Here is a 17,336-nt window from a genome sequence, read left to right on the forward strand (position 1 = left end):
CTGCGGGCAAAGGTTTATAAGCGCGCGTTATTTACGACGGCGGGGCACTTGGCGAAGACCGGGTGCGGAAACAGGTGAGTGAGATGGCAGAGAATTGGACACCGAGCAGTTGGCGGCAAAAACCGATCCAGCAGGTGCCGGAATATCCGGATCAGGCGGCGCTGGCAGCCACGGAAGCACAGCTTGCAAGCTATCCGCCGCTCGTTTTTGCCGGTGAAGCTCGTCGTCTGAAGGCGCATCTTGCCAATGTTGCCGAAGGCAACGGTTTCCTGCTGCAGGGTGGCGACTGTGCCGAAAGCTTCGCCGAGCATGGCGCGGATACGATCCGCGACTTCTTCCGCGCCTTCCTGCAGATGGCCGTCGTTTTGACCTTTGGTGCGCAACTGCCTGTCGTAAAGGTCGGTCGTATTGCCGGTCAGTTCGCCAAGCCGCGCTCTTCGGGCATCGAGACCCAGAATGGTGTGTCGCTGCCGAGCTACCGCGGCGACATCATCAACGGCATTGAATTCACCGAAGAAGCGCGTATCCCCAATCCGGAACGGCAACTGATGGCCTACCGCCAGTCGGCCGCGACGCTAAACCTGCTGCGCGCCTTTGCCATGGGTGGCTATGCCAATCTGGAGAATGTTCAGAAGTGGATGCTCGGCTTCGTCAAGGATAGCCCGCAGGGCGAGCGCTACCGCAAGCTTGCCGATCGTATCGGCGAGACCATGGATTTCATGAGAGCGATCGGCATCACCGCCGAGAGCAATGCAAGCCTGCGCGAGACCGATTTCTTCACCAGCCATGAGGCCCTGCTGCTCGGCTATGAGGAAGCGTTCACGCGCGTCGACTCCACTTCGGGCGACTGGTACGCCACCTCCGGCCACATGATCTGGATCGGCGACCGCACGCGTCAGGCCGACCATGCGCATGTCGAATATTTCCGCGGCATCAAGAATCCGCTTGGCCTGAAATGCGGTCCTTCACTGCAAGCTGACGATTTGCTCAACCTGATCGATATTCTGAACCCGGCCAACGAAGCCGGGCGCCTGACGCTGATCTGCCGCTTCGGCCATGACAAGGTCGCCGACAACCTGCCGCGCCTCATTCGAGCCGTGGAGCGCGAAGGCCGCAAGGTCGTCTGGTCTTGCGATCCGATGCATGGCAACACGATCACGCTCAACAACTACAAGACCCGGCCGTTCGAGCGCATCCTGTCGGAAGTCGAAAGCTTCTTCCAGATTCACCGCGCCGAAGGCACGCATCCGGGCGGCATCCACATCGAGATGACCGGCAAGGACGTGACCGAATGCACGGGCGGCGCCCGCGCCGTCACGGCCGACGATCTGCAGGATCGCTACCATACCCATTGCGACCCGCGCCTCAATGCCGATCAGGCCCTGGAACTTGCCTTCCTGCTCGCTGAACGCATGAAGGGCGGTCGCGACGAAAAGCGCCTGCGCGCGCACGGCTGATAGCGAGCCATCGAGACATCATTTGCAAACGGGCCGGCTCATACCGGCCCGTTTGCTTTTGTGCTTTCGCAATCAATCTCGCTGAAGCCTGCTTCATTTCTTTGCATTTGACGCAAGCGGCATTGTCGTCAAGGTTGTAAAGAAAAGAGAGGGTTCAGCATGAATGACGAACACACCGGCGCTTGCCTTTGCGGCAGCGTACGTTTCAAGACACATGGCGCGTTGCGAGAGGTTGTCGCTTGTCATTGTTCGCAGTGCCGCAAGCAGACCGGATTTTATTACGCTGCGACCAATGTTCCACTCGACAACATCACGATCGAAGGTGAAGACGCGATCACCTGGTACCGCGCCAGCTCCTTTGCCCGCCGCGGCTTCTGCCGAACCTGCGGTTCGGCGCTTTTCTGGGTGGCTGATGGCGCCGGGGAAATCTCGATCATGGCCGGGCTTTTCGATCAACCCAGCGACCTGAAACTGGCCTACCACATCTATTGCGCCGATAAGGGCGATTTTTACGAAATCGACGACGGGCTGCCACAATACAAGCAGGGGCGGCCGGGATTGCTGACGGCGGGGCCTTCCGACTAGGTTATTCCTGAAGTGCGGCGTGTGCGGCAAGAGCCCCACACGTGCAGCTAGGTCAGCAGCATCACTACTGCTCGGTGCTTCGACGGTTTAGACGATCGAGCTGCCGCTACTCTTGTCTTCGATCCTCCTGTTCAGCCGTGCGAATTCCTCGCGCAGCGCCGATAGCTCCGTCAGGACCTGCATGTCGATCTTCTGATGCAGCGAAAGCACCTCGAGTTCAGCCTTGAGGTTGACTTCATAATCCTTCGCCGCCTCGAAGCGGTCACGTTCGGTCTGGCGGTTCTGCGACATCATAATGATCGGGGCCTGGATCGCGGCGATCATGGAGAGGACGAGATTGAGGAAGATGAAGGGGTAGGGATCGAAGGCGCGAGTGAGAAGAACGATGGTGTTGACGACGCACCAGAATACCAGGAACAGCAGGAAGCAGACAATGAACGACCAGGAGCCGCCGACACGAGCAATGCTGTCCGCGAGGCGTTCGCCAAAAGAGGCTCTGGCGGAGAAGGCCGCATTGATATCGGTCGAAACGATTTTCCGCTCATGCGCCTTTTTCAATACGCGCTTTTCGATCTCGCCCAGCTCCTCGGCTGTCTTGTCGAAATGCTGGTGAACGAAATTGGGTAGATTATACATGGGAACACTCCGAAAACTTGATCGCTTTTGGCGCAAGTATTCGATTGCCCGATGGAAATGCAATGCGAAAAGGGTCGCAGCCTAACTGCCTTGGCTGACAAGCCAGGCATGCGATGGGAAGAAGCGATCGAGCCCGTATTCCCGTCCGAACATCGCGTCATGCTGTAGATAGCGATAATCGCGCATCAGCGGATCTAGGTTCTGCTCTTTGCGAGCCCAATCCGGAAAAGCCTGATTGTCGCGCGTCGCCAATTGGTAACGATCGATGATGGTGTATTTCTTCTGCACGCGGCCGAGAAAGCCGGTGTAGAAGGGGTGCTCATAGCCGGCGGTCTTGAGAATATGGTAGGGCAGTTGCGACGGGCTGATCGTGCCGACATCCCTGCGCACGCCCTTCTTGCTCGACCAGATGACCAGCGGCGTTTCATGCTCCAGCTTCATCACATCGAGCGGCGCTTTTCGGGCCGCCACTTGTTCGGGCATGTAGCCGGTATCAGGATAGACAGTGCCAAGCGGCGGCAGATGATCGCCCCAGAGAACAATGATGGTCTCGCGGTCGCGCTTTGAAGCCCAATCCATCAGCATTTTCAAGCTTTGGTCAGCTTCTCGAACGCCCTGCGTATAAGTTGCCAGCGTGTCGCGATCGGCGTCGCTCAGATCGCCTTTGATGTCGACCGTATTTTCGGCGTAGCGATGCGGTTCATAGGGGCCGTGGCCCTGCAGGGTGACGGCGAAGAAGAAGTACGGCCGGTCCATCGCGTCGCCTTCGCGCATGATCTCCTTCATCAGCGAGTCGTCAGAGGCAAAAAGGCCGCGCTTCTCCATTGGCGGCATGGTGTCCTCGGTGCGGAATTCCTCAAAACCGAAAGCCTTGTAGACTTCGTTGCGGTTCCAGAACCAGCCGCTGAACGGATGAATGGAACGGGCGGCATAGCCTTCGCCGCGGAAGAAGGTGGCAAGTGATGGTATCGGCCGGCGGACATATTGCTGGTAGGGAATGCTGCCGTACGGCAGGAAGGCGTTGGAGAAGCCGGTCAGCGCCTCGAATTCGACATTGGCGGTCATGCCGCCGAATTCGGGAGAGAAGACATAGCCCGACTGTGCGGCACGGATGTTCGGCATGGGATCGGGCGTGAAGGTCAGTTTGGAAAATTTGGTCGGGTCCCAGAAGGACTCGCTCATCAGCATGATGACGTCGGGCTTTTCGCGTGGGCCGGAAAGATAAGCGTAGTTGCGGGCGGGTATCGCGTCGATCGCATTTTGTCCATAGCCCACTGGCGCTTTGACATCGGCCATCGGCAGGTTCAGCGAGAAGGCGATGATGAATCCGTTGTAACCGTAGTTTTCCTTCTGGTCCCAAACGATCGGGATGATGCGCAGCTTTTCCCGGATGAACGAATTTTGCGTTGGATCCATCTGCGAGACGAACACAGCCATGAGGGGCAGGCAGATGGACAGCCGCGTGATCCTCGCATTGCGCGAAAGCGTTGCTGCATGTCGCCACGCATAGCGCCAGAGAAAGGCGAGGGCAGCGATCGAGGCGATAATGCCGATAGCAACGGCAACCGCGGTCCATGGCCGCTCGCGCACGATTACCGGCATGAGTTCCATGGTCTGACGGGCAAAAAGGAAATCCGACGGGTAGAGCGGATCAGAAAGATAATACTGCTTCTGATTGGAAATGAAGGCCGGAACCAGGACCACAGGCGCAACCACCAATATCGATTGATGCGCACGGCCGAAGCTGGCGTCGAGCAGCAGCATCAACAGTATGACGATGCCGACAGTGGTGAAGCCGGGATGGATGGGCGAAATGAAATAACCTGCAATATCCGACAGTTCGCCACGTGCAACCCATTCGACTGATATGACGGTCAGGAGCGCAAGCAGGAAAGTCAGGATAAGGCTGAGAAGCTGACGTAGAACCGTCGATTGTCGTCTCGCCGTGCCAAGCTTTTGCAGAATGGCGAGCCTGCCTGCCGACGCAGAACTGGGTACCAGGGCGACCACCGGTCTCTCCGAATGTTACAGAGCGTTCATATAATTGTCACACCTTTGTCATGAATGCCGGATGAACCGCAAGGCTTGCTTAGTATTTTTCGGTGGGAAAATACTGCCTATGCGAGCACCGCTGTCTTTGGCGAACGAAGATAGCGGGAGGCTGTTGCGGAACAGGGTTGCGCTCGCTAAATATATGGCATGACAGAACAAAGCCCCATCACCCAGACCATCCGCATCGCCGTCGCCCAGCTGAACCCGACGGTCGGCGATGTCGCCGGCAACCTAGCCAAGGCGCGGGAAGCGCGGGCCGAGGCAGCGCGCGAAGGCGCGCACCTCCTGTTGTTGACGGAGCTGTTCATTTCTGGCTATCCGCCGGAAGATCTGGTGCTGAAGCCGGCTTTTATCCGCGCCTGCTGGAAGGCTGTGGAAAGCCTGGCGGCAGATACCGCCGACGGTGGGCCGGGCGTTGTCGTCGGCGTTCCGCGCCAGGACGCCACCGGCCGCTATAATTCCGTGGCCGTGCTCGACGGTGGCAAAGTGATCTTCATCAGGGACAAGGTCGATTTGCCGAACTACGGCGAGTTCGACGAAAAGCGGGTCTTCGACGAAGGCACTATTGCGGGGCCGGTCAACTTTCGGGGTGTTCGGATCGGTATCCCCATTTGCGAGGAGATCTGGAACGATCTCGGCATCTGCGAAACGCTGGCCGAAAGCGGGGCGGAAATTCTTCTGGTTCCGAACGGCTCGCCTTACTATCGCGGCAAGGTCGATGTCCGTCATCAGGTTGCACTCCGCCAGGTGATCGAGTCTGGTTTGCCGCTCATCTTTGCCGCCCAGGTTGGCGGGCAGGACGAGCTCGTTTTCGATGGCGCAAGCTTCGGGTTCAACGCGGACAAGTCGCTGGCTTTCCAGATGAGTCAGTTCGAAACCGCGTTGGCTGTGACGACCTGGAAGAAGAACGGCAGCGGCTGGCACTGCACCGAAGGTCCGATGGCTCATATCCCGGAAGGCGAGGAGGCCGATTACCGTGCCTGCCTGCTGGGTTTCCGCGACTATGTGAATAAGAACGGCTTCAAATCGGTCGTGCTCGGCCTTTCCGGCGGCATCGACTCTGCCATTTGTGCGGCGATCGCGGTCGATGCCCTTGGCGAAGAGCGGGTGCGCACGGTCATGCTGCCGTACCGTTATACTTCCGAGGATTCCCTGAAAGATGCCGCCGATTGCGCCAAGGCGCTTGGCTGCCGCTACGACATCGTGCCCATCGAGGAACCGGTGACCGGCTTCACCTCAGCGCTTTCGGACCTGTTCGAAGGCACCGACAGCGGCATCACCGAGGAAAACTTGCAGAGCCGTGCCCGCGGCACCATCCTGATGGCGATCTCCAACAAGTTCGGCTCGATGGTGGTGACGACCGGTAACAAGTCGGAGATGTCGGTCGGCTATGCCACGCTCTATGGCGACATGAACGGCGGCTTCAATCCGATCAAGGACCTCTACAAGATGCAGGTCTATGCGCTGTCGCGTTGGCGCAACCTGCATGTGCCACCAGGCGCGCTTGGACCGTCAGGCGAGGTGATCCCGTACAACATCATCGACAAGGCGCCTTCGGCTGAGCTGCGGCCGAACCAGACGGACCAGGATTCGCTGCCGCCCTATCCGGTGCTTGACGATATCCTGGAGTGCCTGGTGGAAAAGGAGATGGCCGTCGAAGAGATCGTTGCGCGCGGCCACGATGTCGCGACCGTCCATCGCGTCGAACATCTGCTTTATCTCGCCGAATACAAGCGCCGCCAGTCTGCGCCGGGCGTGAAGATCACCAAGAAGAATTTTGGTCGCGATCGGCGCTATCCGATCACCAACCGGTTCCGCGATCGTTGATCGTAACGCCATCCGACGAGTGGAGAAGCAATGCGCAGTTCGGTCGAGATCTACAATATCCGCACCGGTGAAAACCGCGTCGTCTGGCGGACCGATCGGCTGGTCGAGGCGCCGAATTTTTCACCGGACGGGCGCTATCTGCTGCTGAATGGCGATGGATTGCTTTATCGGCTCCCGCTTGACGGGAAGGCCGAGGCGGTTCAGGTCGATACCGGCTTTGCGACGCGATGCAACAACGACCACGGCATATCGCCCGACGGTTCGCTGATTGCCATTTCCGACAAGACGGAACACGGCAAGTCCTGCATTTATGTTTTGCCGTCCGAGGGCGGAACGCCGCGGCAGGTTACGCGTAACCTGCCGTCCTATTGGCATGGCTGGTCGCCCGATGGGCGTCGGTTTTCCTATTGCGGTATCCGCGATAATATCTTCGACATCTACACGATTTCGATCGATGGCGGCGAAGAGACACGGCTGACGCATGGCGAGGGCCGCAATGACGGGCCTGACTATTCCGCCGACGGGCAATGGATCTATTTCAACTCCAGTCGCACCGGCCTGATGCAGATCTGGCGCATCCATCCCGACGGTACTGGTCTCCAGCAAGTGACAAGCGACAACTACGGCAACTGGTTCGCCCATCCGTCGCCGAAGAACGACAAGGTCGTGTTGATTTCCTACGACCCCGATGTCTTCGACCATCCGCGCGATCTCCATGTGCGGCTGCGGCTGATGGACATGGATGGTGGCAACCTCACGACGCTGTTCGAGCTATTCGGCGGACAAGGCACCATCAATGTGCCGAACTGGGCGCCTAATGGTGATGAATTCGCCTATGTCCGTTATGAGCCGGCCTGACGGCTCTGGACAGGTCAGATGCTCCGCTATAAATTCCGCATCGTTCGCAGGGCGCATCCGATCCGCGGGAAGGGCTAGGCCCACCTGATGCATAGAACGTAAGACTGCCACACCTCTTTTCAGTCTGTGGGCGCGGATACCGGACGTAAATGAAAGGAGGTCTTTCGTGACCACGCGCTCTTTGGCGGGCAACGCCACCATCGATTCCCTGAAAAAGCAGGCCAAGGCTTTTCTGAAAGCCATCCACTCCGGTGATGAGGCGGCACGTAGCCGTGTCGCGCCGTATTTTGCTAACGTCACGGATGTCGGGCTTCAGGACATCCAGCTCGTTCTTGCCCGTGAATATGGCTTCTCGAGCTGGACGAAACTCAAGGCACATCTGGTAAGCGCCAATCGCGGGGAAACCCCACGAGACCAGCTTGCCAATCAATTCCTGTCGCTGGTGACGGTTTCCTACTTTTCCCATATTCCGGCTGATCCGGAACGCTTCGATGAGGCGCTGCAATTGCAGGAGGCTAATCCTGACATTGCCGGGGAGAGTATCTACATTGCCGCGGCGCTTGGCGACGGCGCCGGCGTAACGCGCTGGCTCGATCGCCAGCCGCAGCTTCTTGATCGGAAAGGCGGGCCTTACGATTGGCCGCCCCTGCTTTACACCGCCTATGCCCGTTTGCCCGGCCGTTCCAGCCTGCCTGCGGCAAGGGTTTTGATCGAGCGCGGGGCCGATCCCAACGCCTTCTTCCTCGATGGTGGCCAATATCGCTTCACGGCGTTGACCGGTGTTTTCGGAGAGGGGGAAGCCGGCAAGGTCCGGCAGCCGCCGCATCCGGAGTGCGAGGCCTTCGCACGTTTGCTGCTCGACGCCGGAGCGGCAGCGAACGACAGCCAGGCACTCTATAACCGGATGTTCGAGCCTGATAATTCCTGCCTGGAACTGCTGCTGGAATACGGGCTTTCTGCTGCCGACAAAAATAATTGGCTGGTGCGCGAAGACGGCGGACTGGTGGCGAATTCGCAGACGGTCTTCGATTATCAACTGGCCTGGGCATGCGAGAAGCGCATGAGAGAACGGGTCAGGTTGCTGGTCGAGCACGGCGCGGACGTCAACAAAGCGGTCAATGGCCGAACGCCTTTCGAATGGGCGCAGATCGGTGGTGACAACGAGCTGGCGCTATACCTCGTGGGGAAGGGTGCCGCCGCCGTCCGTCTCAAGCAAGAAGATTGGCTCTACCTTCAGATCATGACCGGCGAAATACCGGTGGATCAAATAGGACGAATGGTGACTGACCTCGACATTCCCGAGGCGATGCGGCGCGCCCACCCCGCCATGCTGCACGAAGCTGCGGGTGAAAATGCTGTCGAGCCTGCCCGTCGCATGCTCGCCCTCGGCCTCGACGTCAACGCCATGACCAGTCGCACGCCGTTGCATGAGGCCGCGCTGCATGGCCATATCGATATGGTGAAGCTGCTGATCGAGTACGGCGCCGACACCACCATCCGCGATCCCTACCACTATTCATCGCCGATCGGCTGGGCGGAGTATAACGGCAAGCCGGAGATGGTTGAATTCCTCAAGACGCAACCGCTCGATATCTTTGCTGCCGCGGCCTTTGGCCAGATCGAGCAATTGGCTTCGCTTCTGGATAAATACCCCGAGCAGACAGACACCCGCTTCGGTGATTTCCGCCCGCGCGGGCAGGCGAGCCCGGAACGCGACTGGTTGACGCCACTAGGCTTTGCGATCCTCAATGGTCGCGTCGATGCGGTGCGTCTCCTGCTGGAGCGCGGCGCCGACCGTTCGGTGAGGGATGCATCCGGCCGCTCATACCGTGATCTGGCGCGGGAAACCGGCGACGAGTCTGTCGTCTCGCTGCTGAGAGCGCCTATTGTGCCGGCTGCGGTCCAGCGGCCTTCGGATGTTTGAGATCGAGGTTGCCCTGGTCGGTCGCGAGGAATTGCGGTCCGACCTGGCGCACCTTGTTTGCCGAGGGATCGTAGGGCCGGTCCTGTGGTACCTGTTTGGGCTGAACCTGAGTCATCGCCGGCGCCGAGGTCACCGGAAACTGCCGTTGCGGCAGCGTGGCGTCCGTCTGAGGCTTCCTCGTCTCGATTGTCGTGACCGAACTTTCCGGCTGCGCCAGCGACTGCTGTTCAGGCGCGTAAGCCTCCGGCTTCAATCTGGTATTGATAATGGTGTCCGGCTGGGCCGAAGCCGGAGCACTGCAGCCATTCCGTTGCATGGCAGCCAGCAATTGGCGGCGCTGTGCCCCCTCGGCGTCGACGCGGGTTAAACTCAGCTCACGCTCATCCATCAATGAACCAAGATCCTGCTGCATCCGGTCCAGCGACATCTGCATTTCGTCGCAGGCACCACTATCCCCGGAGCCGACGATCACCATGCTGCTGTCGAAAGAGCAACCCTGATTGCGCATATCGCTCTTCAGTTGCCGGATCATGAGGTTTTGTTTGACGATGGCGCGCGAAAGCTGCCGTGTTTCGGCGCTGGCACCGATGACTTCGGTGACATTGGCATAACGGCCACGCAACTCGTCGCAGATGGTATTCGTCTGCGCAAAAGCCGGCGCCGTCACCAACAGGGACAGCAAAAGACAGGAGGAGAAATTTCTGCCGCGGTTCACAATTTTGCTCTTCGAAAGCGGTTCGACCTCAGGGAACGATACAGCGTGGAGCTTAACAACGTACCTATCAGAAATGCGCTTCTTGCGGGAGTATTTTTGCGAATTGGCCAAGGCGGAGCGTAGTTCTTACCTTTGCGACCGCTAAGCGAGATTGCCAAGCAGGGCAATTGCCGATGCAACCGGAAACCAGCCGTCAACAGCTTCGCCGCGGCCGCCTCTCAGGACGGCCGCCGGACGCGTGTATTTGCTCAATTCGGCTGGGATGCCTCGACCACAGCCAGGGCTGCCATGTTGACGACGCCGCGCGACGTGACGGAGGGCGACAGGATGTGGGCAGGGAGAGCCGTGCCGAGCAGGATCGGACCAACATGCAGGCCGTCGGTCATGGTCTTGACGACGCCGAGGGTGATGTTGGCCGCATCGAGATTCGGGAAGACGAGCAGGTTCGCCTCGCCGGAAAGCGTGCTGTCCGGCATGACGTGACGGCGCAGGCTTTCGGAAATGGCGCTGTCGCCGTGCATTTCGCCGTCGACTTCCAGCTCCGGCGCCATCTCGCGAACAAGCGCCAGGGCATTGCGCATCTTGGTTGCACTTTCCGATTCCCGTGAGCCGAAGTTCGAATGCGAGACGAGGGCCACCCGAGGCGAGATGCCGAAGCGTTTGATCTCTTCGGCCGCCAGCACCGCCGATTCGGCGATCTCTTCTGCATTCGGATTAAAGGTGACATAGGTATCGGCATAGAACGTCGCGCCGCGCTGCGAGATCAAGAGGCTGAGTGCCGAGAAGTCCTGGACATCCGGGCGCTTGCCAATGATCTGACGGACAACACGCAAATGGCGCTCATAGCGGCCTTCGAGGCCGCAGATCAGTGCGTCCGCCTCGCCGCGCTTCAACGCCAGGGCGCCGATGACGGTGGTATTGGTGCGCACGATCGTTCGCGCCGCTTCCGGAATGACACCGCTGCGGCCGACCAGCGAGAAATAGAGTTCGACATATTCGCGGAAGCGCGGATCGTCTTCCGGATTGATGACGGCGAAATCGGTATGCGGCCGGATCTTCAGGCCGTAGCGCTTCAGACGTGTCTCGATGACGGAGGGACGGCCGATCAGGATCGGAACGGCGGTGCCCTCTTCAAGAAGAACCTGGGCGGCCCGCAGCACGCGCTCATCCTCACCTTCCGAGAAGACGACACGCTTGCGCTCTGCGATTTTCGCGGCGGCGAAGATCGGCTTCATGACGAAACCGGAGCGGAAGACGAAGCGGTTGAGCTCGTCCATGTAGGCGTCAAAGTCGGCGATCGGACGCAGCGCTACGCCGCTTTCTGCTGCAGCTCTCGCGACGGCGGGCGCAATGCGCAGGATCAGACGCGGATCGAAGGGCGAGGGGATCAGATAATCCGGTCCGAACACCGGCGTTTCACCGGTATAGGCGCGGGCGGCGACGTCAGACGGCTCTTCGCGGGCAAGCGAAGCGATGGCCCGCACGGCAGCCATCTTCATTTCCTCATTGATCGTCTTAGCGCCGCAATCGAGCGCACCGCGGAAGATATAGGGGAAACAGAGGACGTTGTTGACCTGGTTCGGAAAGTCCGAACGGCCGGTGCAGATCATTGCGTCCGGCCGAGCGGCGCGGGCAAGGTCCGGCATGATTTCGGGTGTCGGATTGGCAAGCGCCATGATCAGCGGCTTTTCCGCCATTTTCTCCAAGAGCTCGGGCTTCAAAACACCTGCGGCAGACAGCCCAAGGAAAACGTCGGCGCCGGGGATCGACTCGGCAAGCACACGCTTCTCGCTCTTCTGGGCATAAATGGACTTCCATTCGTCCATCAATTCGACGCGGCCCTCATAGACGAGGCCTTCGATATCATGAACCCAGATGTTTTCGCGTTTGGCGCCGAGGATGACCAGGAGGTTCAGGCAAGCGAGCGCAGCGGCGCCGGCGCCGGACGCGACGATCTTGACATCGTCGATCGTCTTGCCGGCCAGCTCCAGCCCATTGAGAATGGCTGCGGCAACGATGATGGCGGTGCCGTGCTGGTCATCATGGAAGACCGGGATTTCCATCTTTTCGCGGAGACGACGCTCGACCTCGAAGCATTCGGGCGCCTTGATGTCTTCGAGGTTGATGCCGCCGAATGTGGGCTCCAGCGCCGAAATCGTGCTGACCATCTCATCGACGGTTGGTGCGGCGACTTCGATGTCGAAGACATCGATACCAGCGAACTTCTTGAACAGGACGGCCTTGCCTTCCATGACCGGCTTGGAGGCAAGCGGACCGATATTGCCGAGACCGAGCACGGCCGAACCGTTGGATATGACCGCGACAAGATTGCCGCGCGAGGTGTAGTCGAAGGCCATTTCCGGATTGTCGCGGATGGCGAGGCAAGGGGCGGCAACGCCGGGAGAATAAGCCAGCGCCAAGTCGCGCTGGTTGCCGAGTGGCTTCGTCGCCTGGATTTCGAGCTTGCCGGGACGGGGATAGCGATGAAAGAAGAGAGCCTGCTCGTCGAGATTGCCACTCGCCATATTCTTGGCTGCCTTCGATGTGTCGTGCGTATCCATTACGCTCCTCCATTCCTGCTCGCGCGCTCGCGTCTGAGTCCACTGCATACATCAATCCCTCAGGGTGCACAGTATGCAATTGACGCAGAGGAAAGGTTTTTTGTGGCGGCGTTTTCACAATTGTTTTTCCTGTTTACTGCGACGCGCGTCCTGTGGACGCGCAAAGGACGCAGTAACACTTTAGATGGCGCATAAGCCTTTCCAAAAATCGTCCGCGATTTTCGGGGTTATGCGCTGGAAACTGTGACTTTTGGACCCAGTGGCAAGCGAAGGGCGAATGCGTCATACGACGTTCATGGCGCGGGCCTATGAGGGCGACAAACAGAGGACCCCCCATGACCCTCATCGCTTCCCATCGCGGTGGTACACATCTTTGGCCTGAAAACACTCGGCTTGCCTTTTCCGAAACTGCCAAACTCGACGTCGATCTCGTCGAATTTGACGTGCACCAGACCCGGGACAACAAGCTCGTCGTCCATCACGACGCGCTGATCGACCGCATGACGGACGGCAAGGGTGCGATCGCCGATTTCAGCTATGACGAATTGAGGCGCCACCTCGTCATCGGCAGCGGCGGTGAGACCATCCCGACACTTGCCGAAACCATCGACATCTTCGGGCCGTCTGCGGTCGACCTCCGGCTGGAGATCAAGACGAGGCTGGACGGCAAGCCCTATGAAGGCATGGAAAGCCGTATTGCGGACGAGTTATTGGCGACCGACATGCTGAAGCGGACGATGGTGACAAGTTTCGCGCTGTCACGCCTGGAAGCCTTCAGTACCGCACTCGACGAGCGCGGCCTCAATGTCGGCGAACTTCTCGGCTTCATTTTTCTCTGTTCGCCACTGACGGTCGCACAAATTGGCTGGAGAGGGGTCATTGCGGCGCTCGGCCAGTCCGGCATTCGCGAGATCGCCTTGCGTGCCGAGTCCATCGACGCCGAGGTGATGGATCTGTTTCAGAAAAACGGCGTGACGGTGCATGGGTGGGCGGCCCATACGAGCGAAGCGGCAAAGGCGATGTTCCGCTTCGGCGTCGCCAGTTTTACAACCGATCGGCCCGATCTCGCTATAGCTGCAAAGCGCGGCTGATCCTCTGCGACAAGCTCTCCGCACAGGATTTGTCATCATCCTGAAACACGAGTCTGATTTTGGAATAGCCAACGTAGGTAGGGCACGGACATAAAGTTCGTGAATGAAAACATGGATGTCAGGCAATTTCGAACGTTGTTCATTTCTGACGTGCACCTGGGCTCGAAAGCGGCCAAGGCGGACTATCTTATCGATTTTTTGCGCTACCATGAAGCGGACACTATTTTCCTTGTCGGCGACATTGTTGACGGCTGGCGGTTGAAGCGTAACTGGTACTGGCCGCAAGATTGCAACGACGTTGTGCAGAAACTGCTGCGTAAAGCGCGCAAGGGAACCCGCATCGTCTATATCCCCGGCAATCACGACGAATTCCTGCGCGATTTCCCCGGCATGCACTTCGGCGGCATCGAAGTGGCCGAGCGGGCGATCCATGAGACCGCTGACGGAAAGAGGTATCTCGTCCTGCACGGCGATGAATTCGACGTCGTCGTCCGCAACGCGCGTCTTCTCGCCTATCTCGGCGATTGGGCCTACGATATGGCAATCCTCATCAATATTGGCCTTGCCGCTGTTCGTCGCCGCTTGAACATGCCCTATTGGTCGTTCTCGGCTTGGGCGAAGCTTCAAGTGAAGCATGCGGTCAATTTCATCGGCGAGTTCCAGCGCGTCGTGGCTGAAGAGGCCAAGCGCAACGATGCCGATGGCGTCATCTGTGGCCACATCCATCACGCCGTCATCGAGGATCTCGATGGTATCCGTTATATCAACACCGGTGATTGGGTCGAAAGTTGCACGGCGATCGCCGAGCATGAAGACGGCACTTTCGAGCTGATCACCTGGCAGTCGATTGTCGAAGTACAGCCGGTAGGCGTAACTGTCGAGGATCTGCCGAAAGCGCTTGGAGCGCAGGCGGCGTAGTTTTGCGCCGCTTCACAGGTCCAATAACGATCCGTCACAATTCTTGATCGTTGCAACCTGACTACAGGCTCGTATTTTCTCCGAAACGTTTCGGTAAGACCATTTCTCGCCATAGTCGTATTCACGATAGGGTGATAGGGAAAAATCGGTTTCCCTTCAGGTCTGTCATGATTCCCGCGACAAAATCTCTGCAGGGCGAGGGCGCGCCTCCCCATTTTCGTTTGCGCACCGCCTTGTCCTATTGTGCTCCGTTGCTCGTCAACGGGATCGCTCTGCCGTTTTTCCCTGTCTGGCTGGCGGGGCTGAATTTTAACGACCGCGAGATTGGCCTCATCCTTGCCGTGCCGATGGTGGTGCGTGTTCTCGTCGCGCCTGTTGTCGCGATGTTCGCCGATCGCATGGAGGAGCGGGCCAATGTGCTGTTCTGGTCAGGCGCGCTATCGCTTCTGACGGCGATCGCGCTTTACTGGACGAGCGATTTCTGGTCGGTGCTGCTGGTTTATGGCATTCAGGGGGCGACATACGCACCTTATGTACCCGTCGTAGAATCGATCGCCATTTCCGGCGTACGGCGATGGGGTTTCGATTACGGTTCGATGCGTGTCTGGGGATCGATCGCTTTCATCTTCTCGACTCTTATCGGCGGTCAGATGATCGGCAGATGGGGCGGCACCATGGTTCTCCCCACCATGGTCGGGGGCTTCGTCCTGACAATGATGATGGCCTTCTTCTGTCCGCGCATCGGGCCGACACGCCGGCGCAATCAGCCGATCAACCTGCAGGCGCCCACCGGCAGCGGGCTGCGCTCACCGCAGTTGTTGATCACCATGATCGGTGTTTCGGTGCAGCAGTCGAGCCATGCCGTGATGTATACTTTCGCATCGATCTATTGGCGGAAGCTCGGTTTTTCCGGCACGGAGATCGCCGTACTCTGGAGCATTGGGGTAACGGCGGAGGTTATGGTTTTCTTCATGTCGAAAATGCTGAGCCGCCGTTTCAGTGCCTGGACGCTGATTTTCTTCGGCTCGACCATGTGTATCGTGCGCTGGATACTATTTCCGATCAACCTCGGCTTTCTCGGCTATTTCGTGCTGCAATGTTTTCATTCCTGCACCTATGCCTGCGTACATACCGGCATCCAGCGCCGCATCGTCGCTTCGGTGCAGGAAAGCCAGGAGGCTTCAGCCCAGGGTGCCTATTTCTTTTATAACGGCATGTTTCTCGGGCTGATGACCCTGGCGTCCGGCTATCTCTATACGTGGCTCGGTCTTTCCAGCTACTATATCATGGCCGGTATCGCAGCATTCGGCCTTGCTATGGTGATCTTCGCCCGCAATCTTCAGCCTAGCGGTTCGACGTTTGGCGAAAGAGCTAGCAAGGCCTCCTGAGGCGCGAAACGAATTCATTTGGATATCAAGATGCTATGGCATATTTTGACATCGGCGCGGCATAGAAATCGCCTATGCACTCGGATATTAACCATTGGCGTCGTGCTGGGATTCCCGAGTCGGCGACCGTGACGCGAGATCTGAAAGACGCATGAGTTTGAAAGTAGCCGAACAGAAACCCGATGCACCGAGGATCGATGACGAGCCCGATGGCAGCGGGCATCGTTATCGGCTGGAAGGCAATTGGCGCAGTGCTCATGTGCACGGCGTGCTGCGGCAGATCGATCAGCTTACGAAACGGCGCGGCGGCGGTCAGGTAGTGATCGATCTTTCCGATCTTTCCGACGTCGATACCGCCGGCGCGTTGCTGATCCGTCGCTTGCAGGAGAGCCAGGAAGCGCATGGCGCCAGCGTCAGGATCGAAGGCTCCAATCCCCATATCGATGAGCTGCTTACTGCTTTTGCCGAAGACCGGAACAACGAAGTTGCGGAGCCCAAGCCAAAGAAATCCTTGGCGGAACGGATTTTCGCGCCGATCGGCGAGAGCGTCTACGAGATCTGGGGCAACCTCGTCGCGGCCATGTATATTCTCGGTTCGGCGGTACGGGGCGCACAACTCAAGTTCGGGCGCGGCAGTGGCGTTTCGCCGGCTTCGATCGTCAATCAGATCGACCATATGGCCGTGCGTGCGGTGCCGATCATCTTGCTGATGTCTTTTCTGATTGGCGCGATTATCGCTCAGCAGGGCGCATTCCAGCTCCGCTATTTCGGCGCTGAAATCTTCGTCGTCGATCTCGTCGGTATCCTGCAATTGCGTGAAATCGGCGTGCTTCTGACCGCCATCATGATCGCCGGCCGCTCGGGCAGCGCCATTACTGCCGAAATCGGCTCGATGAAGATGCGCGAAGAGGTCGACGCTCTGAAGGTCATGGGTCTGAACCCGATCGGCGTTCTGATCTTCCCCCGACTGGTGGCATTGACCGTTGCGTTGCCGCTGCTGACGATCCTTGCCAATTTCGCCTCGCTCTTCGGCGCGGCGACGGTCGCTTGGGCCTATTCCGGCATCACCTTCGCCACCTTCATTTCACGCCTGCACGAAGCGGTTAGTCTCTCCACCGTCATCTCGGGCATGATCAAGGCGCCGTTCATGGCGCTGGTCATCGGCATCGTTGCGGCGGTCGAAGGGCTGAAAGTGGGCGGCAGCGCTGAATCGCTCGGCCAGCATGTGACCTCGTCCGTCGTGAAGTCGATTTTCGTGGTGATCCTGATGGACGGGCTGTTTGCCATGTTCTACGCAGCGATCGATTTCTGAGGGGCTGGCAAA

13 protein-coding genes are annotated in these 17,336 nt (G+C 58.8%); 9 read left to right on the forward strand and 4 right to left on the reverse strand.

Annotated elements, in window-relative coordinates:
- The first annotated feature begins 83 nt into the window (after positions 1-83).
- Together FHT86_RS05790 and FHT86_RS05795 are read left to right on the forward strand one after the other, a co-directional pair.
- On the forward strand, positions 84-1,457 hold the full coding sequence (locus tag FHT86_RS05790; RefSeq protein ID WP_133705924.1) for a class II 3-deoxy-7-phosphoheptulonate synthase: 1,374 nt from the start codon (positions 84-86) through the stop codon (positions 1,455-1,457).
- Between the two features lie 159 nt (positions 1,458-1,616).
- Positions 1,617-2,042 carry a GFA family protein gene (locus tag FHT86_RS05795; RefSeq protein WP_133705925.1) on the forward strand — a complete coding sequence of 142 codons (426 nt, stop codon included), beginning with the start codon at positions 1,617-1,619 and terminating at the stop codon, positions 2,040-2,042.
- 87 nt (positions 2,043-2,129) lie between these two features.
- Here FHT86_RS05795 and FHT86_RS05800 read toward each other — a convergent pair whose 3' ends face one another.
- Entirely contained in the window at positions 2,130-2,678 is a 549-nt protein-coding gene (locus FHT86_RS05800; protein WP_133705926.1) for a DUF1003 domain-containing protein, read from the reverse strand.
- An 81-nt stretch (positions 2,679-2,759) separates the two neighbouring features.
- A complete protein-coding gene (locus FHT86_RS05805) occupies positions 2,760-4,688 on the reverse strand; it encodes an LTA synthase family protein (protein ID WP_133705927.1) in 1,929 nt (642 codons plus the stop codon).
- A gap of 189 nt (positions 4,689-4,877) precedes the next feature.
- Between FHT86_RS05805 and FHT86_RS05810 the strand changes: the two genes are divergently transcribed.
- From FHT86_RS05810 to FHT86_RS05820, 3 genes are all read left to right on the forward strand, one after another.
- A complete protein-coding gene (locus FHT86_RS05810) occupies positions 4,878-6,557 on the forward strand; it encodes an NAD+ synthase (RefSeq protein ID WP_133705928.1) in 1,680 nt (559 codons plus the stop codon).
- Between the two features lie 30 nt (positions 6,558-6,587).
- Positions 6,588-7,415, forward strand: a complete 828-nt coding sequence (locus FHT86_RS05815; RefSeq protein WP_133705929.1) for a TolB family protein — start codon at positions 6,588-6,590, stop codon at positions 7,413-7,415.
- Positions 7,416-7,581: 166 nt separating this feature from the next.
- Entirely contained in the window at positions 7,582-9,339 is a 1,758-nt protein-coding gene (locus tag FHT86_RS05820; protein WP_133705930.1) for an ankyrin repeat domain-containing protein, read from the forward strand.
- Here the strand turns inward: FHT86_RS05820 and FHT86_RS05825 are convergent.
- Positions 9,299-10,165, reverse strand: a complete 867-nt coding sequence (locus FHT86_RS05825) for a hypothetical protein (protein ID WP_246779396.1) — start codon at positions 10,163-10,165, stop codon at positions 9,299-9,301. The genes FHT86_RS05820 and FHT86_RS05825 overlap by 41 nt on opposite strands.
- 137 nt (positions 10,166-10,302) lie before the next feature.
- A complete protein-coding gene (locus FHT86_RS05830; protein ID WP_133705931.1) occupies positions 10,303-12,615 on the reverse strand; it encodes an NADP-dependent malic enzyme in 2,313 nt (770 codons plus the stop codon).
- 335 nt (positions 12,616-12,950) lie between these two features.
- Between FHT86_RS05830 and FHT86_RS05835 the strand changes: the two genes are divergently transcribed.
- From FHT86_RS05835 to FHT86_RS05850, 4 genes are all read left to right on the forward strand, one after another.
- Entirely contained in the window at positions 12,951-13,706 is a 756-nt protein-coding gene (locus FHT86_RS05835; RefSeq protein ID WP_166656761.1) for a glycerophosphodiester phosphodiesterase family protein, read from the forward strand.
- Positions 13,707-13,817: 111 nt separating this feature from the next.
- Positions 13,818-14,624 carry a UDP-2,3-diacylglucosamine diphosphatase gene (locus FHT86_RS05840; RefSeq protein WP_133707087.1) on the forward strand — a complete coding sequence of 269 codons (807 nt, stop codon included), beginning with the start codon at positions 13,818-13,820 and terminating at the stop codon, positions 14,622-14,624.
- A 167-nt stretch (positions 14,625-14,791) separates the two neighbouring features.
- Positions 14,792-16,012, forward strand: a complete 1,221-nt coding sequence (locus tag FHT86_RS05845) for an MFS transporter (protein ID WP_133705933.1) — start codon at positions 14,792-14,794, stop codon at positions 16,010-16,012.
- 151 nt (positions 16,013-16,163) lie between these two features.
- Positions 16,164-17,324 carry an ABC transporter permease gene (locus FHT86_RS05850; protein WP_133705934.1) on the forward strand — a complete coding sequence of 387 codons (1,161 nt, stop codon included), beginning with the start codon at positions 16,164-16,166 and terminating at the stop codon, positions 17,322-17,324.
- The last annotated feature ends 12 nt before the right edge of the window (positions 17,325-17,336 follow it).

The organism is Rhizobium sp. BK313 (assembly GCF_014193655.1).
In the GTDB taxonomy this organism is placed as follows: Bacteria; Pseudomonadota; Alphaproteobacteria; order Rhizobiales; family Rhizobiaceae; genus Rhizobium.